Genomic DNA, 23,320 nt, shown 5'->3' with positions numbered 1-23,320 from the left:
CTATTAAACAAAAATTTTAATGAAGAATTATAAGATTGTTTTATTGTCAGGCGACGGAATTGGACCAGAGATTTCAGAAGTTTCAAAGAAAGTTTTAAAAAAGCTTTCAAGAAAACATAATTTCAATATTGAGATTATTGAAAAATTATTTGGAGGGATAGCTTATGAAAAATATGGGACTCCTGCTCCAGATGAGACACTAGATCAATGCAAAAAATGTGATGCAGTACTTTTAGCATGTGTTGGAGATATTAAATATGACTCTCTTGCAAGAGAACTAAGACCAGAAAGTGGATTACTTAAATTAAGATCTGCCCTAGGCCTTTTCGCAAATATCAGGCCTGTCAAAATAAGAAAATCTCTTGTAAATACAAGTACATTAAAAAAAGAAATCGTTGAGAATGTAGATCTTATTGTTGTAAGAGAATTAATAGGCGGTATTTATTTTGGAAAGCCAAGAGGACATATAACAAATACAAAAATACCGAAAGCTTTCAACACAATGGTTTATGATTCAGCCGAAATAGAGAGAATAACTGAAATAGCAATAAAAATTGCTAACCAAAGAAATAAAAAAATATGTTCTGTTGATAAATCAAACGTTCTGGAAGTTAGTCAATTGTGGAGAGATACAGTTTTAAATATCACCTTAAAAGATAAAAATATATCTTTAAGCAATATGTACGTTGATAATGCAGCAATGCAATTGGTAAGAGATCCTAGTCAATTTGATGTGATTTTAACTAGCAACTTATTTGGTGATATTTTAAGCGATTTAGCCGCGATGTTAACTGGTTCTATTGGGATGCTTCCATCTGCATCTCTAAACAATAATGGACCAGGTGTTTTTGAACCTGTTCATGGTTCAGCTCCTGATATAGCTGGTAAAAACATAGCAAATCCTATTGCGATGCTTTTATCCGCTTCTATGATGTTAAAAATTGGATTAAATGAAGAAGAAGCGGCGAAAAATTTAGAAACTGCTGTTGATAAAGTTTTAGCAGAAGGATTTAGAACAGCCGATTTAGCTGATGGGTCTTCCGAAGTATTATCTTGCAGTGAAATTGGAGATAAAATAATAGATGAAATTTAAAAAAAAAAATTAATAAATAAAAAAATATTTTAAGTTGAACATAAAGTTGGCATATGACCTGTCAGAATTATCAGATATTGTTTTTAAAAAATGTCAAAACGTCATCCAGTAGTCGCTGTAACAGGATCTTCAGGAGCAGGAACAAGTACAGTAAAAAGAGCCTTTGAGCATATTTTTGCTAGAGAAGATATTATTCCCGCAGTTGTAGAAGGTGATAGTTACCACAGGTTTGAGAGAATGCCTATGAAAAAAGCTATGGCAGAAGCTCTTTCAAAGGGTGAAAATTTTTCTCACTTTGGCCCAGAGGCTAATCTTTTTGACAAGCTAGAAGAACTTTTTAAAATCTATGGTGAAACTGGAGGAGGGAAGAAAAGATATTATCTCCATAGTCCTGAAGAAGCGGAAGAACATAATACAAGACTTGGGACATCCTTAGAACCAGGTCAATTTACTCCATGGGAAGATATTCCTAAGGGAACAGACGTACTTTTTTATGAAGGTTTACATGGCGGAGTAGAAGGTGATGGATACAATGTGGCATCCTATGCTGATTTACTTGTTGGTGTTGTTCCGATAACAAATTTAGAGTGGATTCAAAAAATCCATAGAGATAACGCAGAGAGAGGTTACTCAGCTGAAACCATTGTGGATACTATATTGAGAAGGATGCCTGATTATATAAATCACATTTGTCCACAATTCAGTAAAACCGATATTAATTTCCAAAGAATTCCCACAATTGACACTTCCAATCCTTTCATATGCAGGAATATTCCAACTCCTGATGAGAGCTTTGTGATCATACATTTCAGAAAAGGAGCTAGAGAGAAATGGGGAATTGATTTTCAATACTTGCTTGGAATGATTCACGATTCATTTATGTCAAGTCCAACCAGTATCGTTGTAAATGGTGGGAAAATGGGTTTCGCAATGGAACTTATTCTTACCCCAATAATTCATAAAATGATTGAGGAGAAAAATAAAGGATAATTAATATTCGATTATCAACTCAAATCCATATATTTTTTTTTCTAAGGATAAGGGAGTTCCTAATCTATAAAATCTCAAATATTTATATATCTTTCTTGATAAAAGTACCTTACTTAGATTTAAATAGAAAAAACAGGTAACGTTGTGTCATTAATCGACTGGTTTGCCGCAAGGCGTAAAGATCAATTTGTTGGGAAAGTTTCCCAAGATACTGACGAGGGAGACGGTTTGTGGGTTAAATGTTCAGAATGTTCTCAAGTAGCCTATAGAAAAGACCTAATTTCAAATTTCAATGTTTGTAGTAATTGTGGTCACCATAATAGGATTAATAGTGATGAAAGGATAAATATAATTGCTGATAAAAATTCATTCAAAGAGTTTGATAGTTCACTAAGTCCTACAGATCCTTTAGGTTTTAAAGATAGAAGGTCTTATGCTGATCGAATTAAAGAAAGTCAAGCAGGTACTGGCTTAAGAGATGGTGTCATAACAGGTTTTTGTTCTGTAAATTCAATGCCTTTAGCATTAGCTGTAATGGATTTTAGATTTATGGGCGGATCCATGGGCTCAGTAGTTGGTGAAAAAATTACGAGGATAATTGAAAGAGCAACTATAGAAAATTACCCAATTCTTATTGTTTGCGCATCAGGTGGAGCAAGGATGCAAGAAGGTATGTTAAGTCTCATGCAAATGGCAAAAATATCGGGAGCACTCAAAAAACATAAAGAAAAAAATCTTCTGTATATGCCATTGTTAACTCATCCAACTACTGGAGGAGTAACAGCCAGCTTTGCGATGTTAGGTGATTTAATATTGGCGGAACCTAAAGCTCTTATTGGATTTGCGGGAAGAAGAGTTATTGAACAAACATTAAGAGAAAAATTACCTGATAATTTTCAAACAGCTGAATATCTTCTTGAGCATGGTTTTGTTGATGTAATAGTGAAAAGGAAAGATCTCAAGACTACTTTGACTAAAATTTTAAAAATCCACGGTGTAAAAGAACTGGCAGAAGCAAATATATAATAATGAGAATAATTTCTAATTTATTTTATTTTTCTTTAAGCCTTTTTTTGTTTATTTTAAATTTTGCTACCTATTCATATGCAATAGGAAATGTTGATTGGGTTCTCCTTAAAGAAAATGGTGATGGGAAAGAATGGCTTGATAAAGGGAGTATTAAGCCGCTTCCAAATGGTGAAATAAGTGTCTTAACAAAGTTCTTTAAAAATCCAACTAATTCAAATGATGATGGAGAGTTATCACTTTATGTAATGAGAATTAATTGCGATAAAAAAGAGTTCAAAGACACTTCAATAAATGGAATTCCTCAATTTAATTCAAAATGGCAAACTTCTAATAATGACGAACTTATAGATGTTGTTATTGAAAATAGTTGTTCAGAGTTTATTAATGGATAAGAATGAATACTAAAAATAAAAAATTAAAAATAGCTATAGCTGGACTAGGTTTTGGGAAAAAAGTTCATTTAGAAGCATTAAAAGAGTCAGATTATTTAACGCCTGTAGCTATTTATCATTATGAGAAAAAGCAAAAATCGATTTTAGAAAAAGAAACGGGATTAGAGTTTTTTCATAATTGGGAAGATTTAGTTAAATCTCCAGATATTGATGGGATTATTGTTGCTACCCCTCCTGAATCAAGATTTAAATTAGCAAAACAAGCTCTTGAGAATAATAAAAATTTGCTATTAGAAAAACCGGTTTCAATATCGTCCTCTGAAATTGAAGAGCTTCAGAGAATATCTTTGATCAATAACTTAAGTGTATGTGTTGATTTCGAATACAGGGCAGTACCACTTTTCCTTCAGACAAAAAAACTTATTGATGAAAATATTTTAGGCGATATATATTTAGTCAAATTAGATTGGTTAATGGGAAGCAGATCAGACCCTAAAAGAGCCTGGAATTGGTATTCTTTAGAAGAAAAAGGTGGAGGAGTTATTGGTGCCTTAGGTACTCACGCATTCGATATGTTGAATTGGTTTTTTGGAGAATCAATAAACGTATCTGGCAAGTTAGCAACATCAATAAAAAAAAGACCCTTACCTAATTCATCTGATTTAAATTACGTTACTAGCGAGGATATTTGTCTAGCTAATATAGAACTATCAAATTACAGTACGAATCTAATTCCATGTCAGGTTTCTTTATCATCGATTTCTAAAAACGGTAGAGGCTTTAGTTTAGAAATATATGGAAGCGAAGGTTCACTTATTCTTAAAAGCGAGAACCAAAAAGATTATGTACATGGTTTTAATTTGAAATACTCAAACAACGAAAATAAAATACAAAATCTGACTGCAGATTCAATTTTTAATTTTGAGAAAACATGGACTGATGGAAGGATAGCTCCAGTTTTAAGAATTCAAAATTTATGGGCTGAGAGTATTTTTAATAAAACACCCATCATTCCAGGCCTATGCGAGGGACTTGCAAGTCATAAAGTTTGTGAAGCGATAAGAGAATCGTCGAAGAGTGGGTTAAATATAAAAATATAGATTTTGTATATCTAATTACGTGACATTTGATCCCTCTTTGTACTAAACTCGCGAGAACAAGTGCTTTGTATAGCATCTAACTTATTTTAATTATGGCCCTCGTTCCACTAAGACTACTTTTAGACCACGCTGCTGAGAATGGTTACGGTATTCCAGCTTTCAATGTTAATAATCTTGAGCAAGTTCAAGCAATCATGGAAGCAGCATATGAAACTGATAGTCCAGTAATCCTCCAAGCTTCAAGAGGGGCAAGAAATTATGCAGGAGAAATTTTCTTACGTCATCTAATCCTTGCCGCCACAGAAACATATCCTAATATTCCTGTGGTAATGCACCAAGACCATGGTAATGAGCCATCAACATGCTATTCAGCAGCAATAAATGGTTTCACATCAGTAATGATGGATGGTTCTCTAGAGGCAGATGCAAAAACACCCGCTAGTTACGAATATAATGTTGCAGTTACTAAAAAAGTAGTAGATTTTGCTCATTCAGTTGGAGTTAGTGTTGAAGGAGAATTAGGTTGCTTAGGTTCATTAGAAACAGGGAAAGGTGAAGCAGAAGATGGTCATGGATTTGAAGGTGAACTTTCTACAGATATGCTTTTGACTGATCCTGAAGAAGCTGCAGATTTTGTTGCTAAAACAAAAGTTGATGCATTAGCTATTGCTATAGGTACAAGTCATGGTGCTTATAAATTCACAAGAAAACCTACAGGAGAAGTTCTTGCAATAAGCCGAATTGCTGAAATTCATAAAGCACTTCCAAATACCCATCTTGTAATGCATGGATCTAGTTCAGTTCCTCAAGAATGGTTGGATATCATCAACAAATATGGTGGTGAAATTCCTCAAACATATGGTGTTCCTGTTGAAGAGATTCAAGAGGGAATAAGAAATGGAGTTAGGAAAGTCAACATTGATACCGATAACAGACTTGCTTTCACTGCCGCGGTTAGAGAGGCAGCATTTGCTGATAAGGCAAACTTTGACCCAAGACATTTCAACAAGCCTGCTAGAAAATACATGAAGCAAGTTTGTCTTGATAGATACAAGCAGTTCTGGTGCGAAGGTCAAGCAAGTAAGATCAAACAAAACAGCACTAATTATTTTGCTGATCTTTACGCAAAAGGTGATTTAGATCCAAAAGTAAAAGCTACTGTTTAATTTCTTCTCAAATTAAAAAAAAAGGCCTCCAAAATTGGGGGTCTTTTTTTTATTTCAATATTAATGATTTTAATGTAAAGAGACCATCAGTCCCACCAATTGTCTCGTCACATGCTCGCTCTGGATGAGGCATTAAACCTAGAACATTTCCCTTTTCATTAGTTATGCCTGCGATATCGAATGAGGATCCATTGGGGTTGTTTTTATATCTCAAAGCGATCAATTCATTATCTACAAGTTTTTTTAAAGTATCAGAATCACAATGATATCTTCCTTCCCCATGAGCAATTGGCAACTTAATAGTTTGTTTTTCATCTCCATTATTAAACCAACCTCCTTTTGTAGAAACGATATCCAGTTCAACGTCATCACAGATAAAATTAAGATTTTTATTTGCAACAAGAGCACCAGGCAAAAACCCTGATTCTGTCAAAATTTGAAACCCATTACAAATTCCTAAAACTCTTTTCCCGCTTTTAACAAACTCATCCAAGGCATTTATTAATGGAGAGAATCTCGCAATTGCTCCACATCTTAAATAATCACCATAGCTAAATCCTCCAGGTAAAACTATTGCATCTACATCACTTAAATCTGAAGACTCATGCCACAAGTATTTTGTTCTTATGTCTAAACAACCTTCCAATGCCCATGAAACATCACGATCACAATTAGAACCAGGGAAGACAACAACTCCTACAGTAAAATTATCCATCTTATAATTTTTCTAGTGAATACTCATAATCTTCAATAACAGTATTTGCGAATAACCTATCACACAATAAATCAATTTTTTCTCTTACTTCGTTTTCACCATTACCTTCTATTTTTACCTCAATCATTTTTCCTATACGTAATGATTTTATTCCTTCGGCTCCAAGTTTTATAGAAGCAGATTTGGTAGCTTCCCCTGCTGGATCTAAAACTGAGGGTCTTAGTCTTACAAAAACTTTTACAGCAAATTGGTCCAATTAAAAATTAATTTCTACTAGAAGATTAGTTTAAATTTTAATAAAAAGTACTATTGATTAATAAACAAATATTTTTACCTTAAGGCTTTATGAGTTATTAAATGTTTATGTAGCCTCTACCAAAACAAACTAAGCAAGTTCTTCTTGAATTTTCATGTGTTTTGAAATTTCCCGATCCTCCACATTTTGAACATTTTATTTTATCAATTGATGTGACTTCGTTAGAGATTATTTGTTTTAAAGCAATTTTTGGATTTTCCATCTTGGACTGTCTACTGTAGTAAGTATCCCGACAGCTAACTATAAAGTCAAATTGCTATTTTTGGGTCACTTAAAATCTTAAATTTCTCTTTAATTTTTCTATTGAAAGTTTTTATAGATTTTTCATCAAAAGAAATTATTACTAATTCAAGCCCAGCATTATCATTTGGTCTCCAACAATTTTCTGGAGCTTCTTCAAACCAAGTATTAATTTTCTTTCCAACAATTTGTACTTGTAAAGGCAATGATTTGTTTGGGATCCAAATACGTCCTTTTATTCGAAGAATATTTAATTCATCCAAGATTTTTGACATCTCCTTTTCAAAGTCATTTTTTTCAAGGAAATAATTTAATTTAAATGAATCTGATACAAGATCAACATGATTATGGTCATGTTCTTCAGTTAAAAATTCTTTATAAGTCTCTTTTTTAAAATTAAAATCAAATAGATAATTTAAATCAATTTTGCCATTCTTGGATTTAAGGACTGGTGTAGATGAGTTTAGACTTCCTTGAATTTTATTTTTTATAACGTCAAACTGATCATCATTTAAGATATCTGATCTAGAGACTAAAACGATATCAGAAACTTCTAGTTGCTCCTCAAAAAGTTCATCTATAGTGGCGTTGTGATCAATTTTATCTGTTTCATTATATTGTTTTGTTATTTTATTTAAATCATTAATTGGTGAACCATTAAGCATTGATTCTCCATTAACGATACCAACAACAACATCAAGGTATATGGAAGACCTAATCTCAGGCCAGTTAAGGGCTTGAATTAAGGGAATTGGTAGTGCCAGGCCACTTGTTTCGATAATTATTGATTCGATAGGAGGATTAAATTCTAAGAGAGCTTTTATTGATGGAACAAAATCATCTTGAACAGTACAACATAAACATCCATTATTTAATTCGATTACGCAGTCGTCTTCAGATTCATCACATTTATCACAACTTTTAATCAAATCACCGTCAATTCCAACATCACCAAATTCATTAATTATTAAACCAAATTTTTTATTACTCTCTTTTAATAGATATCTTAGAAAAGTTGTTTTACCTGAACCAAGAAATCCCGAAACAACTATAACTGGTTTTTTTTTTTTCATCTTTGATGATTAACAACCTAAACTATATTCTGTACTCTCTCCTGTAGAACTATTTGTGCCATTAGCAATCGCACATAATTGTTTTTGTTGTGTACGACTAAGAACAGCATCAGTAAAATCTGCACCATCTATTTTTGCTCCTTCAAAATTACTCTCCATTAATAATGCATTTGTAAAATTAACATCCGAAAGATCTGCATCTGTAAAGTCTGTTGCATAAGCTAGTGCATCTCTTAAATTGGCTCCAGTAAACTTTGAGTTTTGCAATTTACTATTATTGAACACTGCGCCTTCTAAATTACTGTCACTAAAATTAAACCCATTCAAATCAAACTTAACGTATTCGTTACCGCTTAAATCTTGACCATGCATATCCGGCTCTAAATTAAGGTCTTGTTGGTTTCTAATCTCAGGAGGTCTTTTAGCCCATGCAGAATTTACAGAATTAAAAAATAAAATCCCAACGAATAAAAAAGTAATTAATGCATTCTTTAGTGAGGGGAAAACAATTGATTTAATCATAATAAGACTGTATTTTAGAACTTAGGTATTTAAAGTTTGTAAGAGTATCTTAAAGGAAAATATATGGCAATGTCACTAAAGGTTATTGTTCCTCCTCATCCATTAATAAAACATTGGCTTTCAATATTGCGAGAAAAAAATACTCCAAATATTTTGTACTCAACAGGATATGAGCAATTAGGGAAATGGCTTACATATGAAGCATTACGTAATTGGCTGCCATATAAAAAAGAAATAGTAAATACTGATAATGGGGACTCAGATGGATTCTTTATTAATAATGATTATCCAATAAAAGTGCTCGCAACGTTGCCCGAAGGGTTATCTCTTTGGTTTGGATCTAAAGAAGTAATTCCTAATTCAACCCTCTCATTAGGAGAACTTCCTAAAACTATTGAATCAAATGAAGGAGTTATATTTTATTCAGAACAAATAACGACAAAATCAGCAACATTAGAAACTTTAATTAAATTAAAGGAATTAGGTGTTGATTCAAATAGAATTCTTTTAATAACTGCTATTTGCTCAAATAAAGGTTTAAATGAAATTGCGAAATTATTCCCTAATCAGGTAATTTACACTTCTTGCATAGATGAGGAAGACGAAATAACACAAGTTTTAGTACCGGGTATTGGGAATCCTTTATCGAGATTAAGTACTATATTTCAAGATAAGAACTAATATAGAATATAGGAGTAAATATTTAACCAATGTCTGAATACAGAGATTCGTCTTCAAATAATCTTTTATCATTAATAAGCGGTGCTTTTATTGGAGCAGCAGGTCTAGCTTGGTGGTTAATATCCGAAGCAGACAAAAGAAAGGAGGAAAAAAAACAAAAAGCAATGATGTATTCCTCCAGAATTCAAGACGGCTCTGAAGCAATTGATTCAAATGAAAATATAAATGAAGTTGAAGGAGAAAATCTGGAGAAGAAAGTTGAGCAACTTAATTCTGCAATTGCTGATGTGAGGAAGCAACTTGAAGAGTTGGGGCAATAGAATAAAAAAGGTTCACAAATAATATGAATAAACTCAGATCATCTGCAATAACCCAAGGTGTGCAAAGATCCCCTAACAGATCGATGTTAAGAGCTGTTGGATTTAATGATGAAGATTTTAATAAACCTATTGTTGGAGTTGCAAATGGATACAGCACCATAACACCATGCAATATGGGTTTAAATAAGTTAGCTCTAAAAGCTGAAGAGTCAATAAAAAGATCAGGTGGGATGCCTCAGATGTTTGGGACCATAACAGTAAGCGATGGCATTTCTATGGGAACAGAGGGCATGAAATACTCCCTAGTTTCAAGAGAAGTTATTGCTGATTCAATTGAAACAGCATGCAATGCTCAGAGTATGGATGGAGTACTTGCTATAGGTGGATGTGACAAAAATATGCCGGGTGCCATGATTGCGATTGCAAGAATGAATATTCCCTCAATTTTCATTTATGGAGGGACAATAAAGCCTGGGAAATTGCATGGAGAAGATCTTACTGTTGTTAGTGCATTTGAAGCTGTTGGACAATTAACAGCCGGCAAAATTAATGAAGAAAGGCTAATCCAAGTTGAGAAAAATTGTATTCCTGGTGCTGGTAGCTGTGGAGGAATGTTTACAGCTAATACAATGTCTGCGGTTATTGAAGTATTAGGGTTAAGTCTTCCTCACAGTTCCACTATGGCTGCTGAAGATCTTGAAAAAGAACTAAGTGCAGATAAAAGTGCTGAGATATTAGTCTCTGCAATAGAAAAAGATATAAGACCTCTAGACCTAATGACTAAGAAAGCATTTGAAAATGCAATATCAGTAATTATGGCAATTGGCGGATCAACAAATGCGGTATTGCACATCTTAGCTATTGCGAATACTGCAGGAATAGATATCAACATTAATGATTTTGAGAGAATCAGACAAAAAGTACCCGTTATTTGTGACCTTAAACCGAGTGGTAAATATGTGACGGTGGATCTTCATAAGGCAGGTGGGATTCCACAAGTAATGAAAATACTTTTAAATGCAGGATTAATTCATGGCGATTGCAAAAACATTGAAGGCAAAACCATCTCAGAATACTTACAGAATATTCCAGATAAGCCTCCAACAAATCAAAATGTCATAAGAGACATAGATGACCCTCTTTATAAAAAAGGACATCTAGCGATATTAAAAGGTAACTTAGCGAGCGAAGGTTCTGTAGCCAAAATTAGCGGAGTAAAAAACCCTGTATTAACTGGTCCAGCAAAGATTTTTGAAAGTGAAGAGGATTGTTTAAAATCGATATTAAATAACGATATCAAAGCTGGTGATGTGGTTGTTATTAGAAACGAAGGTCCTGTAGGAGGTCCAGGCATGAGAGAAATGTTAGCTCCAACATCTGCGATTGTTGGTCAAGGGCTAGGAGAGAAGGTAGCTTTAATTACCGATGGCAGATTTAGCGGTGGTACCTATGGTCTTGTTGTGGGTCACATAGCTCCAGAGGCTGCTGTTGGAGGAAATATTGCTCTAATAAAACAAGGTGATTTAATTACAGTGGATGCTGTAAAACAACTAATTGAAGTTGATTTATCTGACGAAGAATTAGAAAAAAGAAAAAAAGATTGGGTAAAACCTATACAAAAATACAAAAGAGGAATTCTTTCAAAATATTCGAGAATCGTAAGCACATCAAGTTTAGGGGCTGTTACTGATTTATAAATCAGCTTAAAGTTTATTTTCTTACTCAAAAAAACTTTTTATCCTATTTGCTAAATTTTCCAATCTAGCGCCGTATTTTGGTGAGTTGCATTTTTTCCCATTATTGCTATCCATCCATAATGTTTTAACTCCACACCATAATATTGGTTCATCAGGGAAATTAAGCTTAGAGATTACTAAAACCAACTCTTTATTTGATTTAAAAAGTTCTAATTCAAGATCATAAATTTCTAATCTTTTACCTTCTTTATCTCGACATAAAATATTAACTGTTAAATCAATATCTTCTTCTTCGAATTCGTATTCACCATTTATTTTTACGACAGAATGAACAAAAGGTTTATTTGTTAAATCTGCTGACTTAGCGATTAAGCTCTCTATATTTTTAGGTGGATTTTCAAATAACACTTATTGATTTAATTAAAACTTTTATTGAACCCTGTTTAAACTCATTATTAAGTAATCCATCATCACCGAACTTAGAGTGTAGTAGTTGCAATCTTTTAATTTTAGATGGCTTAAATTTAAATGGGAAACGTACTTTATTAGCTCTTACTGAAGGTTTTAGCTCACTAAAAGGAATTTGAACGTTTGTTGTTCCGAATTTTTTTGTTGGGAATGATTTTATCCACCTAAGTCCACCCGGAATAAATTCGGTTAGTCCTAATAGATCATCTTCACAAGCGGCCGCAAATTTAAAAGTTCTTCCTTTTCCATCAATATTTAATTCAAAGGATGAATATTCAGATACATTTAAAGAGGGTTTAAAGATAGACGATCTACAACTAACAAATCCTCCTGCTTTCTCGACAATATTACCCTTTAATAACAAACCAGAATTTGAAATTTCACAAAAAGCGGAACTTGATCCTCCCATAACAGTATCATTTAATGTTTCCCAACCATCGAACTCCTTTTTCTGGAATAAAATTTTTTTCTTATTCATTAAATACTTTTAATTATTATTAGACTTTAACTAAATTTCTAATTCTTTTGCTGATTCCTGATCACAAAATATTGAAATTTGATTAATAGATTTTATTAATTTTGATGGTGTTCTATCTGATGGCTCTTTTTCATCTAATAACCTCTCAAGAGCAATTCTTTTAGAAGCTCCACTAACCAAAAATACTATCTTCGAAGAGGCTGAAAGAACCTTTGGAGTTAATGAAATTCTTTTTAATCCTTTACCTTCATTAAAAATCACAAAATCATCTGCGTTATTATTTTTTTGATAAGGGAATAGTGAAGCTGTATGACCATCGTCTCCAAGACCTAATAATGTTAAATCAAAGGTTGGAGGGTTTGATCCGCATTTTTCAAATAATTTAGAAATAAATTGATTTTTTGTCGCTTCATCATCAGCCTTTAAATCATTAAAAATCTCATAAAAAAAAGCTTTAGATCCAAAATTAGTTAATAATGATTTTTTCAACATTAACGAGTTACTTAATTCTGAATTTGGATCAACACACCTTTCATCTCCTAAAAAGACATCAACCATATCCCATCTAAGATCACTTATTGATAGAAGCTGATAAACAGATTTAGGAGTTGAACCTCCACTCACACAGAATTTGAATCTGCATTTCTTTTTTAAAGTATGAATAATGTGACTTTCAATAAATTTAAAAACAGCTGTTGATAGCTCTAACTTGTCTTTGTAAATGTTTAGGTTATAACCATTTTTAACCTTTTCAATCATTTCATCCATTCAGTATGAAAACTACCTTCCTTATCAATTCTTTGATATGTGTGAGAGCCAAAACAGTCTCTCATTGCCTGAACAAGATTCTGAGGAAGTCTATTGGTTCTATAACTATTCAAATAATCTAAAGTACTGGATAGACATGGGACTGGTATACCAGCTTTTGTGGATAAAGAAACGACTTTAGCTAAGTTATCTAATCTTGTCGCAATTTCATTATTGAACCAATCATCAAAAATTAAATTTTTTAAATTAGGATCTTTGTTATAAGCATCTTGAATTTTACTTAATAATTTTGATCTAATTATGCAACCACCCTTCCATATTTGAGCAATTGACGGCATATTCAAACCATAGTTATATACTGTAGATGCTTCTCTTAAAATGTCCATACCTTGAGCATAGCTAGCTATTGTGGCAAGGACTACAGCATCAAATAAAGGTTTCATTCCATCAGATATATTTCCTAAATCGAAATCCTCTATCTCTTTAGATGGAATAGTTTTTTCAATCTCACTACGTTGCTCTTTTAAAGAACTCATTACTCTTGCATTTAAAGAAGCATAAATAGTTGGGACTGACACCCCCAGTTCTAAAGCACTTACAACAGTCCATAAACCAGTACCTTTCTGGCCAGCTTTATCTAATATTTTCTCCACGACATCATCACCAGTTATCTCATCTTTTGTATTTAGACAAATCTCCGTAATCTCAACAAGATAAGAAGCTAATTCATCAGTATTATTCCAAATACCAAATACCTCTGACATTTGCTGACCGTTCATACCTTTGACTCTCTTCATAAGGTCATAAGCTTCTGCAAGTATTTGTTCAATTCCATATTCAATTCCGTTATGAACAGTTTTTACAAAATGACCTGAGCCTCCTGGTCCAACATATGCAACACATGGCCCGTCTTCAACTTTGGCAGCCATTTTTGTTAATAAGCTTTCTATTGCATCATATGAAGCTTTAGTACCGCCAGGCATCATACTTGGCCCTTCAAGAGCTCCTTTTGCACCACCTGAAACTCCCATTCCAATGTATCCAAAACTTTTACTTTCAAGAGTATTCACCCTTCTTTCTGTATCTTTAAATTGAGAATTACCGCCATCTATCAATAAATCTCCTTCCTCGAGATATCCAGAAATGTTTTCTATAACCGCATCTGTTGCTGGTCCAGCTTTTACCATCATTAAAATTCTTCTGGGTCTCTCTAGCTTATTGACAAATTCTTGAAGAGTTTCAGCTCCCTCTATATTCTTCCCAAGGCCTCGACCTTGTAAAAATTCTTCAGTTTTTGAATAAGTTCTATTAAAAACTACACTTGAAAATCCATTTCTTTCTGCGTTAAGAACTAAATTTTCGCCCATAACACCAAGACCTACTAAACCAAAATGCGCCTTGGACATAAAAAATAAAAAACTCAATAAATATAGTTTGCCCGCAACTCAACAAAATTGCTCAAAAAAAATACTTATGTCAGCGAAAAATGATCGAAACGAATTAAATAACAGTTCCGTTTGCAATAGTTGCATTTTTAACTACTACAACGATTCCATTTCTTATATAAAAACCTAATTCTGGCTTATCTGCCTCTTCTACTCGATCTTTATTAATAATAACGACGTTATCACCTATCCTTGTGTTCTTATCAAGAATTGCTCTTTTTACAGTAGTTCCTTCACCTACTCCAAGAGGTGTTCCACCACCTTTTCTTAATTCAATTCTTTCTTCAGGTGATTCAAAGAAATCTGCACCCATTACTAAAGTATCTTCAAGAATAGAATCACTTTCAATTCTACTTCTTACACCTAAAACACAATGTAAAATGCTACATGACTTTAGGATTGTACCTTCACAGACTATTGAATCAGTAATTTGGGCATCTACAAGCTTAGAAGGAGGAAGGAATCTAGGTCTTGTATAAATTGGAAATTTTTCATCATAAAAACTAAATGGAGGTTTTGGTTGCTCTGTTAATGCCAAATTTGACTCAAAGAATGCCCCAATGGTTCCTATATCTTCCCAATAATCGTCGAAAACATAACTCTTAAGAGTATCACCCCTTTTAAGAGCTTCAGGAATTATGTCCTTTCCAAAATCTGTATAATTAGGAAATTTATTTAGAAGATCAAAAAGAGTATTTCTGCTAAAAACGTAAATCCCCATAGAGGCAAGATAAGGTTTTTCTGCAGCCGATTCCTTAGTTAGTCCAAATTTTGAAGTATCCACTGCCATTGCCTTTAATTTCTCTCCAGTAGGCTTCTCACTGAATTCTTTTATATTCCCTAAATCATCTGTCCTCATAAGGCCAAAGCCTTCTGCTTGTGCTTCATCAACAGGTAAAGCTGCAACAGTTAAATCCGCTCCATTATCTCTATGATGCTGAACAAATAAACTGTAATCCATTCTGTAAAGTTGATCACCTGACAATATTAAGTACTCATCAACATCCCATTCTTGAAATAACCATTGGTATTTTCTTACAGCATCAGCAGTACCTTCAAACCACTTTGGACTATCAGGAGTCTGTTGTGCGGCCAGAACCTCCACAAATCCTTGGCCAAAAGGACCATTTAGATTATAGGTTCTTCCTATATGTCTATTTAGAGATGCACTATTGAACTGAGTCAATACGTACATTTTTTCAATACCTGAATTTATACAATTACTAATTGGGATATCTATTAAACGATACTTACCTGCCAATGGAACAGCAGGTTTTGCCCTCATTTTTGTTAAAGGGTAAAGTCTAGAACCTTTTCCTCCTCCGAGGATGATGGCTAACACACGCTTCATTCAATCTAATGGAGGTAGAGATACAACTATTTAAAGTAACTGATTATGGGCTAAATTTGAAATAGTAATGGTCAGTTTACAAAGGTATTTCGATAAATTACTAGAAAAACTTAATATAAATAAGTAAAATTTAGCTATTTTTATCTTCATCTACCAAAGAAAACAACTTTTCAACAATTTTCAAAGAAGCTTGTCTTTCTTCTCTTGATTGAGGACTTCTCAATTTGGTAACAGGTGTATGAAGTATTTTATTGATAATTCCTTTAGTAAGAGCTTCTACAACTTTTCTTTCTCGGGCAGAAAAATCTGGTCCCATCCTACTAAGTGCTTTTTGCAATTCCTCTTTTCTAATTAACTCCAAATCTGATCTAAGTTTATTAATTACTGGAACCGCTTCTAGACTTGCCCACCATTCTAGAAAAATAATTCTTTCTTCTTCTACTAAAGATTCTGCTTCCTTTGCAATTTTCTGTCTAAATTCTTGATTTCTTGAAACGACCTCTTGTAAATCATCTACATCAAATGATTTTACAAATTGATGATTTTTAACATCATTAGAAATATTTCTCGGCACACCAATATCAATAAATTTAAGTTTATTATTCAAATTTAATTTTTCAATTTTAGCGAGATCAATTATTGGCTCTTCGGAAGCTGTACTTGTGAAAACAAGAGAAGATATTGATATATTTTCATCTAATTCGTTTAACCCTTTACAAACAATCTCTATATCGGGGAAATCTATAGCAAGATTTAATGCTCTATCAATATTTCTATTGACAAGAATCAGTTTATGACATCCTTTTGCTTTTAAATGAGTTATTAAAAGTCTACTCATCCGACCAGCTCCAACTACAAGAACCTTTTCTGATTCCAAACTTACAAGAGTATCAAACCCCTTTTCTTGTCCAATTTTTAATTGAGCAAGTTCTACCGCAGCTGAACTTATTGATACAGCTCCAGTTCCTAAATTTGTTTCGGATCTAACTTTTTTACCTGTACTAACTGATTGAGTTAATAATCTATTAAGAATAGGCCCAGTAGATTGATTCTCTTGACCTAATCTCATCATTTTTTTTACCTGCGAAAGGATTTGTCCTTCTCCTAATACGAGGCTATCAAGTCCTGCCGAAACTTTCATCAAATGCAAAACCGCATCTTCTTGTCTAAAGCAAAAAAGATGTGGATTTAAATCTTCAAAAATAATTCCGGAATAATCTGATATAAATTCTTTAATAGATGAAATTCCAGTATTTTTATCCTTTACCAGGGCATATATTTCTAGCCTATTACAAGTACTTAAAATTGACACCTCTAATACCTCAGAGAAAGCCTTTAATGCTTTCAATGATTTTGTTATGGATTGGTCAGGAATACTTAACTTCTCACGCACTTCGACAGGTGCCGTGCGATGACTTAGTCCGACGACAACAATATGCATAAAATCAAAAGTGAATTTTTAAAGGCTGATACTCTTTGCACCATCTTTTATATGGACAGTATTTGTGAATCTTGCAGTACTATCTAATGTGCTAATTACTAGACTGCTTGTTCTCACACAATCCCTTTCGAATTTAACTCCGTCAAATAATAATCCATCAGTTATACCACTTCCAGCGAACACAACATTTTCTCCCGATGCCAATTCATTAGCTTCATAGATTTTATCTATATCCGTTATACCCATTTCATTTAGTCGTTTTATATTTCCCTCTTTTGTATAGTCAGCCCATTCAGAAGTTTGAGCGATTGCTGGATCATAAACTAGTTGTCCTTGAAAGTGTCCTCCTAGAGCTCTCATTGCGGCAGCCGAAATAACACCTTCTGGAGCTGCACCTATACCCATTAAGCAATGAGTTCCAGTACCTGCGAAGCCACATGCAATAGCAGCTTGAACATCACCATCAGAAATCGGTTGTACTTTAGCACCACATCCTCGAATCTCTTTAATTAAATCTTTATGCCTAGTTCTATCCATTACAACAACAGTAAGTTCATCAATAGAAAGATCCAAGCAATCACTAAGAATCTTCAAGTTTTCAGTAGCCGAATTTCTAATATCTACTTTCCCTTTCGCAGCTGGAGGAGCTGCTAATTTGTTCATGTAAAAATCAGGAGCATTAAAAAGACCGCCGGTATCAGAGGCTGCCAAAACCGCCATAGAACCTCTTTGATTATTCGCACAAAGATTTGTTCCTTCACAAGGATCTACTGCAAAGTCAACTCCTGGACCACTTCCACTTCCTACCTCTTCACCTATATAAAGCATAGGTGCTTCATCTCTTTCACCTTCTCCAATAACAATTTTCCCTTTCATCTCAATTTTGCCCATTCGCAATCTCATTGCTTCTACAGCTGCAGCATCCGCTTCATCTTTTTGACCAAGTCCTGTTAGTTTTGCTGAGGCAATTGCTGCTTGCTCGACTACTTCGAGAATTTCTTGAATTAAAGTTTGATTCACAATTAAATTTTTGAGGGTTTTTCTAAAAGGTTTAGAGTATGATCTCACAAAAAATGTCATTTTTTATGAGAATTATTACGCTAGTAAGCTTTTTTTAACTCTTTACAGCTGTTACTTTATCAGGCCGTGACTTGAAATTAGGAATAAACAACTAAATATAGTATCTTTATTAAATATTTTAAAAATTAAATGACTGAGTCAAATCAAACAAAATTAGCTGGTGTCAATAGACCAATTCAAATAATTCCTTCCGTTTTACCAGCAGATTGGGCAAATATGGGAGCATGTGTGAAAGAACTCGAGGAAGCTGGGGTAGATAGAATTCAATTTGATGTAATGGATGGAAATTTCGTACCAAATCTTACATTCGGTCCTGAGATGATTGCTGCATGCAGGAAATATTGCAATGTCCCATTTGAAACTCAATTAATGGTGAGCCAATACAATTGTGAAACCATGCTGGAATCGTATGTAAACGCTACAAAAGGAGCAAATGGTGAACCAGGTGTAGTAATAGCTCATGCCGAAGCAAATATTCATTTGCATAGAGTTCTCGGAAGAATAAGAGACCTAGGAGGTTCTCCTTCTGTTGCATTAAATCCTCATACTCCATTTGAAATGATTGAAAACATTATGGATATGGTTGATCATGTTTTGGTTATGACAGTTAATCCAGGTTTTGGCGGACAAGCTTATATACCAACAATGCTTAATAAAATCAGAAAAATAAGAAACTTTGTTATTGAAAAAAACTTAGATGTCGACATTGAAGTTGATGGAGGTATAAAAGCAAATTGGACTATTTCACAGTGTGCCGATGCTGGTGCCAATTGTTTTATTGCAGGCAGTGGAATGTTTGCCTACCCAACATTAAAAGAGGGATGTGATGACTTGAGAAAAGTTGCGAAAGAAGCACAAAATGGCAAAGTGGTTTCAGAACCTCAATAAATAATTCTGGGAGATTAGCTAATCATCCAAATATCCATCCATAACTATGTAAACCTATTCCTAAAAAATTAACACCTAAATAACATACTATAACAACTAAGAAACCTGAAGTTGCTAATAAAGCTGGTCTTCTTCCTTGCCAACCCTTACTTATTCTCATATGCAAATATGCTGCATAAAATAACCATGTGATAAATGCCCATGTTTCCTTTGGATCCCAACTCCACCATGTTCCCCATGCCTCATTAGCCCAAACCGCGCCTGAAATTAAACCGAGAGTTAAAAGTACAAAACCTATTAATATAGAACGATAACTTAATGTATCTAATTCTTCTGAATGAGAAAATTCAACAGGGTCAGCTAAATCATTTAAATAATTGTTATTAAAAAATTTGAACCCTCCTATACCTGTAGAACTACTTCTAATTTGAAGCGGTTTATTCCTATTAATAAACAAAACAGAAGCTGACAGTAGAGACCCTATTATTAGTGCCGCATAACTAAGCATTACGACACTAACATGCATTACTAGCCAACTAGATCTTAAAGCTGGGACCAAGTTAGATGATAATTTCAAATCGTCAGGCAATACAAAACAAGCAAAGGCCACGGTCAGCAACTCAATGGGTATTGCTATTGACGGAATTATTGGAGATGAGTATTCCCTCTCAATATATAGTTGCCCCATTGAGATTCCCCAAGCAAGGAAATAAAGAGATTCATACAAGTTGCTAACTGGGAAATGTCCAGAAATTGACCACCTAAAAAGTAATTGTAATGTTATTAATAAATTCACTAAAATCGTAAGTAGTTTTACAATAAAAAAAGACTTCTTTTTGAAAACTGCACCTAAAGATATTGGTAAATTAACTAATAAAATATAAAAGACTAAAATACCTAACGCTGAAACTGGGTCATATATTAAATTTTTAAAAAGGTTATCTAGTATCATTTCTAGAAATTTATCCAGTTTTAATAATCAATGACACCCAAATAATAATTTAAATCATCCTTATATGAGTAACTTTTTAATAATAAAGTTTTAAATTTTTTTTGAAAAAGGATATCAGAGTTTGAAATTTTCCCCTAGATAATACTTCTTGACTATTGGATTATATGCTAATTCACTTGATGATCCGTAAGCTAAAATTTTTCCTTCACTTAATACATATGACTTGTTTGTAATTAAAAGGGTTTCCCTCACATTATGGTCTGTAATAAGAATCCCTACCCCATTAGAACTTAATTTAAGAATTAGTTTCTTTAAATCATTAACAGCCAGAGGATCGATTCCAGCGAAGGGTTCGTCGAGTAATAAATACTTAGGCCCTTTTCTTCCTACAGTGAGAGCTCTCGCTATCTCACACCTCCTTCTTTCTCCTCCTGAAAGTTGATAACCATAATTATCTACAAAGTTATTCAAATTAAATTCATTAATTAATTGTTCTCTTCTATTTCTAATTGCCGCTTTACTATAAGATGAATTCTGCAAAGCCAAATCTATATTATCTTTAACAGTTAGGTCTCTAAATATACTCGCCTCCTGAGTTAAATAACCCAACCCAAGTCTTGATCTATTTGAGAGTGGAAGATTAGTTATATTTTTACCATTCATTAAAACTCTACCTTTATCAGGTTTTATATTCCCAACTGCAAGATTAAAAGTGGTAGTTTTCCCTGCACCATTAGGTCCCATCAAACCTACAACCTCTCCTGGATTTACAGTTATGGAAACATCCTTTACAATTAATCTTCCCTTAATTGAAAGGGATACATTTTGAATTTCTAAGTTCATCTTCATTGAGATCGATAAGTTATCTTATTTTCTTGAAAAAAATTAATAATAGATTAATTAAAGAGAAAGATATATTCATATTCTTCAAAGAACTTTCAAAAAAGGCTTATCATTCTCATTTAATATCTCTTTGTATTGCAATTTCCTTAATAAATCTTCTAAACATAGGCAGAAGGATTCTAGATCAATACCTAAATTAATCTGGGTTCTAGTTTTTATTCTACCTAAACCCTCGCCCAGCAAAATGGTTGCTCCATTTAAATTACCCTTACTTAAGTGAAACTGCGAGACAGATACTTGTAAGATTCCCTGGATAACTTGTCTTTCGTCACCATCAACAGAATTCCAAATCTCTTCAAAAGCATCATGAGCCTCATACCATTCATGATTATTAAAAAGATTTAAAGCATTAAAAAGGGAATCTTTAAAACTTTTTGTACTTTCTTCATTCATAAAATTAATTATTAATATTTTTTCTTCTTATTTATTTTTCTCATTCTTATTGATTCGGGTGTTACCTCCAGCATTTCATCTGGGCCAATATATTCAAGTGCTCTTTCAAGAGTAATATCAACAGGTGACTGCAAAGTATCAAGTTCTTCTGCACCTGCAGACCTCATATTAGTCAACTGCTTAGTTTTACATATATTTAACTCAAGATCCTGAGGTCGATTATTCTCTCCAATGATCATTCCCTTATAAACTTTAACTCCTGGTTTAATAAAATAAACGCCCCTATCTTCTGCATTCTTTAGAGCATAAAATGTTGCCACACCTTCCTCAAAAGCTATAAGAACTCCATTTCTCCTAGTTTCAAAATCTCCTGTTTTAGGTTTATATTCATAAAAAGAGTGACTCATGATACCTTCACCTCTCGTCATCCGAACAAATTCACCACGAAATCCAATTAATCCTCTTGATGGCACAAGAAATTCTAATTGAGTTCTTCCATCTGAACTTGTCTGCATGTTTTTCATCTCTGCCTTTCTAGATCCAAGTTTCTCTATACATGAACCAACAGAGACTTCAGGCACATCTAAAACCAAAGTCTCTATAGGCTCACATTCAACATTATCAATTTCTCTAAAAATTACTTGAGGTTGTGAGATTTGAAACTCAAAACCCTCTCTTCTCATAGTTTCAATCAAAATCCCTAAATGTAATTCTCCTCTTCCTGAAACTGAGAACCTGTCAGGCGAATCAGTTTCTTCGACCCTTAGGGCAACATTTGTTAGAAGTTCCCTCTCCAATCTATTTTTTAATTGTCTACTAGTAACAAATTTCCCTTCCTTACCCGCAAATGGGGAATCATTGACAACAAAAGTCATATTTAAGGTAGGTTCATCAACTTTGATTAATGGAAGAGGATGAGGAGAATCGGGACATGCTATGGTCTCACCAATATTGACGTCATCGAAACCAGAAACAGCAACAATATCGCCTGCGAATGCTTCATTTATATCAATTCTTTGTAATCCCTCGAAGCCTAGTAGTTTACTAACCTTGCCTTTAATAGTTTTTCCATTTTCTTTAATTAAGCTAGCTTGTTGACCATTTCTTATAGTTCCATTATGAATTTTTCCAATTACAATTCTGCCTAAGAAATCAGAATAATCCAAAGTAGTTATTTGTAGTTGAAGAGGCTTATTTGAGTCACCTACTGGAGGTGGAACATGTCTGATTATAGCTTCAAAAAGAGGCATCATATTGTCACTATTAGATTCCATCTCTTCTTTTGCAAAACCAGATAGGCCGCTACCAAAAAGATAAGGAAAATCACATTGATCATCATCTGCTCCTAATTCTAAAAACAAATCAAGGACCTTATCAATTGCTATTTCTGGTACTACTCTTGGTCTATCAATTTTATTTACAAAAACTATAGGCCTAAGTCCTTTTTCTAATGCTTTTTTTAAAACAAATCTGGTTTGTGGCATCGGTCCCTCATTTGCATCAACAATAAGCAAACAACCATCAACCATTCCCAAAACCCTCTCGACTTCTCCTCCAAAATCAGCATGTCCCGGAGTATCTATAATATTAATTCTGGTATCTTTATAATTAACTGCAGTATTTTTTGAGAGTATTGTTATTCCTCTTTCTCTTTCAAGATCATTCGAATCCATTACACATGTAGGAATAACTTCATTGTCTCTAAATATTCCTGATTGAGATAATAATGCATCCACAAGAGTTGTCTTTCCATGATCTACGTGGGCAATAATTGCAACATTCCTAATTTCTTTTATCGAAGATGACATTTATAAAATTT

Annotated in this window: 26 protein-coding genes; 10 read left to right on the top strand and 16 right to left on the bottom strand. The window is 33.5% G+C overall.

Annotation, left to right across the window (positions count from 1 at the left end):
- The first annotated feature begins 19 nt into the window (after positions 1 to 19).
- The 6 genes from leuB (at position 20) to fba (ending at position 5,770) form a co-directional block, all read left to right on the top strand.
- A complete protein-coding gene (gene leuB, locus PMT9312_RS04070) occupies positions 20 to 1,093 on the top strand; it encodes a 3-isopropylmalate dehydrogenase (RefSeq protein WP_011376349.1) in 1,074 nt (357 codons plus the stop codon).
- A gap of 90 nt (positions 1,094 to 1,183) precedes the next feature.
- The gene (locus tag PMT9312_RS04065) at positions 1,184 to 2,083 is read left to right on the top strand and encodes a phosphoribulokinase (RefSeq protein WP_011376348.1); all 900 of its coding nucleotides are present in this window, start codon (positions 1,184 to 1,186) and stop codon (positions 2,081 to 2,083) included.
- Positions 2,084 to 2,227: 144 nt separating this feature from the next.
- On the top strand, positions 2,228 to 3,109 hold the full coding sequence (accD, locus tag PMT9312_RS04060; RefSeq protein ID WP_011376347.1) for an acetyl-CoA carboxylase, carboxyltransferase subunit beta: 882 nt from the start codon (positions 2,228 to 2,230) through the stop codon (positions 3,107 to 3,109).
- 2 nt (positions 3,110 to 3,111) lie between these two features.
- Positions 3,112 to 3,504 carry a hypothetical protein gene (locus tag PMT9312_RS04055; RefSeq protein ID WP_011376346.1) on the top strand — a complete coding sequence of 131 codons (393 nt, stop codon included), beginning with the start codon at positions 3,112 to 3,114 and terminating at the stop codon, positions 3,502 to 3,504.
- Between the two features lie 2 nt (positions 3,505 to 3,506).
- Entirely contained in the window at positions 3,507 to 4,604 is a 1,098-nt protein-coding gene (locus PMT9312_RS04050) for a Gfo/Idh/MocA family protein (RefSeq protein ID WP_011376345.1), read from the top strand.
- Positions 4,605 to 4,696: 92 nt separating this feature from the next.
- Complete coding sequence (gene fba, locus PMT9312_RS04045; RefSeq protein ID WP_011376344.1) at positions 4,697 to 5,770, top strand: class II fructose-bisphosphate aldolase; 1,074 nt, start codon at positions 4,697 to 4,699, stop codon at positions 5,768 to 5,770.
- 49 nt (positions 5,771 to 5,819) lie between these two features.
- On the opposite strand, the gene purQ is transcribed toward fba, so the two are convergent.
- From purQ to PMT9312_RS04025, 5 genes are all read right to left on the bottom strand, one after another.
- Positions 5,820 to 6,485 (bottom strand): phosphoribosylformylglycinamidine synthase subunit PurQ, encoded by a 666-nt coding sequence (gene purQ, locus PMT9312_RS04040; RefSeq protein ID WP_011376343.1) that lies wholly within the window; start codon positions 6,483 to 6,485, stop codon positions 5,820 to 5,822.
- A 1-nt stretch (position 6,486) separates the two neighbouring features.
- The gene (purS, locus tag PMT9312_RS04035; RefSeq protein WP_011376342.1) at positions 6,487 to 6,741 is read right to left on the bottom strand and encodes a phosphoribosylformylglycinamidine synthase subunit PurS; all 255 of its coding nucleotides are present in this window, start codon (positions 6,739 to 6,741) and stop codon (positions 6,487 to 6,489) included.
- Positions 6,742 to 6,838: 97 nt separating this feature from the next.
- On the bottom strand, positions 6,839 to 7,003 hold the full coding sequence (locus tag PMT9312_RS09735) for a hypothetical protein (protein WP_193741853.1): 165 nt from the start codon (positions 7,001 to 7,003) through the stop codon (positions 6,839 to 6,841).
- Positions 7,004 to 7,049: 46 nt separating this feature from the next.
- The gene (locus PMT9312_RS04030; RefSeq protein ID WP_011376341.1) at positions 7,050 to 8,114 is read right to left on the bottom strand and encodes a GTP-binding protein; all 1,065 of its coding nucleotides are present in this window, start codon (positions 8,112 to 8,114) and stop codon (positions 7,050 to 7,052) included.
- A 9-nt stretch (positions 8,115 to 8,123) separates the two neighbouring features.
- Positions 8,124 to 8,636, bottom strand: coding sequence for a pentapeptide repeat-containing protein (locus PMT9312_RS04025; RefSeq protein WP_011376340.1), 513 nt, complete (start codon positions 8,634 to 8,636; stop codon positions 8,124 to 8,126).
- A 63-nt stretch (positions 8,637 to 8,699) separates the two neighbouring features.
- Between PMT9312_RS04025 and PMT9312_RS04020 the strand changes: the two genes are divergently transcribed.
- From PMT9312_RS04020 to ilvD, 3 genes are read left to right on the top strand one after another with little or no spacing between them, the layout of a single operon-like run.
- Positions 8,700 to 9,317: a uracil phosphoribosyltransferase gene (locus tag PMT9312_RS04020; protein ID WP_011376339.1), complete on the top strand. Its 618-nt coding sequence runs from the start codon at positions 8,700 to 8,702 to the stop codon at positions 9,315 to 9,317.
- A gap of 29 nt (positions 9,318 to 9,346) precedes the next feature.
- Entirely contained in the window at positions 9,347 to 9,637 is a 291-nt protein-coding gene (locus tag PMT9312_RS04015) for a hypothetical protein (RefSeq protein ID WP_011376338.1), read from the top strand.
- A gap of 23 nt (positions 9,638 to 9,660) precedes the next feature.
- Positions 9,661 to 11,334: a dihydroxy-acid dehydratase gene (gene ilvD / locus PMT9312_RS04010; protein WP_011376337.1), complete on the top strand. Its 1,674-nt coding sequence runs from the start codon at positions 9,661 to 9,663 to the stop codon at positions 11,332 to 11,334.
- A gap of 21 nt (positions 11,335 to 11,355) precedes the next feature.
- Here the strand turns inward: ilvD and PMT9312_RS04005 are convergent, their stop codons facing one another.
- The 7 genes from PMT9312_RS04005 to glpX all read right to left on the bottom strand — a co-directional run bounded on the left by PMT9312_RS04005 (position 11,356) and on the right by glpX (position 18,305).
- Entirely contained in the window at positions 11,356 to 11,742 is a 387-nt protein-coding gene (locus tag PMT9312_RS04005; RefSeq protein WP_011376336.1) for a hypothetical protein, read from the bottom strand.
- Entirely contained in the window at positions 11,732 to 12,280 is a 549-nt protein-coding gene (locus tag PMT9312_RS04000; protein ID WP_011376335.1) for a CIA30 family protein, read from the bottom strand. Before PMT9312_RS04000 ends, PMT9312_RS04005 begins: the two co-directional genes overlap by 11 nt.
- Before the next feature lie 30 nt (positions 12,281 to 12,310).
- The gene (gene pgl / locus PMT9312_RS03995) at positions 12,311 to 13,048 is read right to left on the bottom strand and encodes a 6-phosphogluconolactonase (protein ID WP_011376334.1); all 738 of its coding nucleotides are present in this window, start codon (positions 13,046 to 13,048) and stop codon (positions 12,311 to 12,313) included.
- Positions 13,036 to 14,454, bottom strand: coding sequence for an NADP-dependent phosphogluconate dehydrogenase (gene gndA, locus PMT9312_RS03990; protein WP_011376333.1), 1,419 nt, complete (start codon positions 14,452 to 14,454; stop codon positions 13,036 to 13,038). The genes pgl and gndA overlap by 13 nt, the downstream gene beginning before the upstream one ends.
- A gap of 94 nt (positions 14,455 to 14,548) precedes the next feature.
- Entirely contained in the window at positions 14,549 to 15,844 is a 1,296-nt protein-coding gene (locus tag PMT9312_RS03985; protein WP_011376332.1) for a glucose-1-phosphate adenylyltransferase, read from the bottom strand.
- Positions 15,845 to 15,974: 130 nt separating this feature from the next.
- Positions 15,975 to 17,285, bottom strand: a complete 1,311-nt coding sequence (locus PMT9312_RS03980) for a glutamyl-tRNA reductase (RefSeq protein ID WP_011376331.1) — start codon at positions 17,283 to 17,285, stop codon at positions 15,975 to 15,977.
- Between the two features lie 18 nt (positions 17,286 to 17,303).
- On the bottom strand, positions 17,304 to 18,305 hold the full coding sequence (glpX, locus tag PMT9312_RS03975; RefSeq protein ID WP_025926367.1) for a class II fructose-bisphosphatase: 1,002 nt from the start codon (positions 18,303 to 18,305) through the stop codon (positions 17,304 to 17,306).
- Positions 18,306 to 18,494: 189 nt separating this feature from the next.
- On the opposite strand from glpX, the gene rpe reads away from it, so the two are divergent.
- Positions 18,495 to 19,253, top strand: coding sequence for a ribulose-phosphate 3-epimerase (rpe, locus tag PMT9312_RS03970; protein WP_011376329.1), 759 nt, complete (start codon positions 18,495 to 18,497; stop codon positions 19,251 to 19,253).
- A gap of 22 nt (positions 19,254 to 19,275) precedes the next feature.
- Here rpe and ccsB read toward each other — a convergent pair whose 3' ends face one another.
- The 4 genes from ccsB to typA form a co-directional block, all read right to left on the bottom strand.
- On the bottom strand, positions 19,276 to 20,205 hold the full coding sequence (gene ccsB / locus PMT9312_RS03965) for a c-type cytochrome biogenesis protein CcsB (protein ID WP_011376328.1): 930 nt from the start codon (positions 20,203 to 20,205) through the stop codon (positions 19,276 to 19,278).
- 114 nt (positions 20,206 to 20,319) lie between these two features.
- Entirely contained in the window at positions 20,320 to 21,048 is a 729-nt protein-coding gene (lptB, locus tag PMT9312_RS03960; protein WP_193741854.1) for an LPS export ABC transporter ATP-binding protein, read from the bottom strand.
- Positions 21,049 to 21,132: 84 nt separating this feature from the next.
- Entirely contained in the window at positions 21,133 to 21,501 is a 369-nt protein-coding gene (locus PMT9312_RS03955) for a DUF309 domain-containing protein (RefSeq protein WP_011376326.1), read from the bottom strand.
- 11 nt (positions 21,502 to 21,512) lie between these two features.
- Positions 21,513 to 23,309 carry a translational GTPase TypA gene (typA, locus tag PMT9312_RS03950; protein ID WP_011376325.1) on the bottom strand — a complete coding sequence of 599 codons (1,797 nt, stop codon included), beginning with the start codon at positions 23,307 to 23,309 and terminating at the stop codon, positions 21,513 to 21,515.
- Positions 23,310 to 23,320 lie beyond the last annotated feature (11 nt).

Origin of the sequence: Prochlorococcus marinus str. MIT 9312 (assembly GCF_000012645.1) — a bacterium.
In the GTDB taxonomy this organism is placed as follows: Bacteria; Cyanobacteriota; Cyanobacteriia; order PCC-6307; family Cyanobiaceae; genus Prochlorococcus_A; species Prochlorococcus_A marinus_L.
The sequence above is the reverse complement of the archived record's forward strand: the minus strand, read 5'-3'. Positions and strand labels throughout refer to the sequence as shown.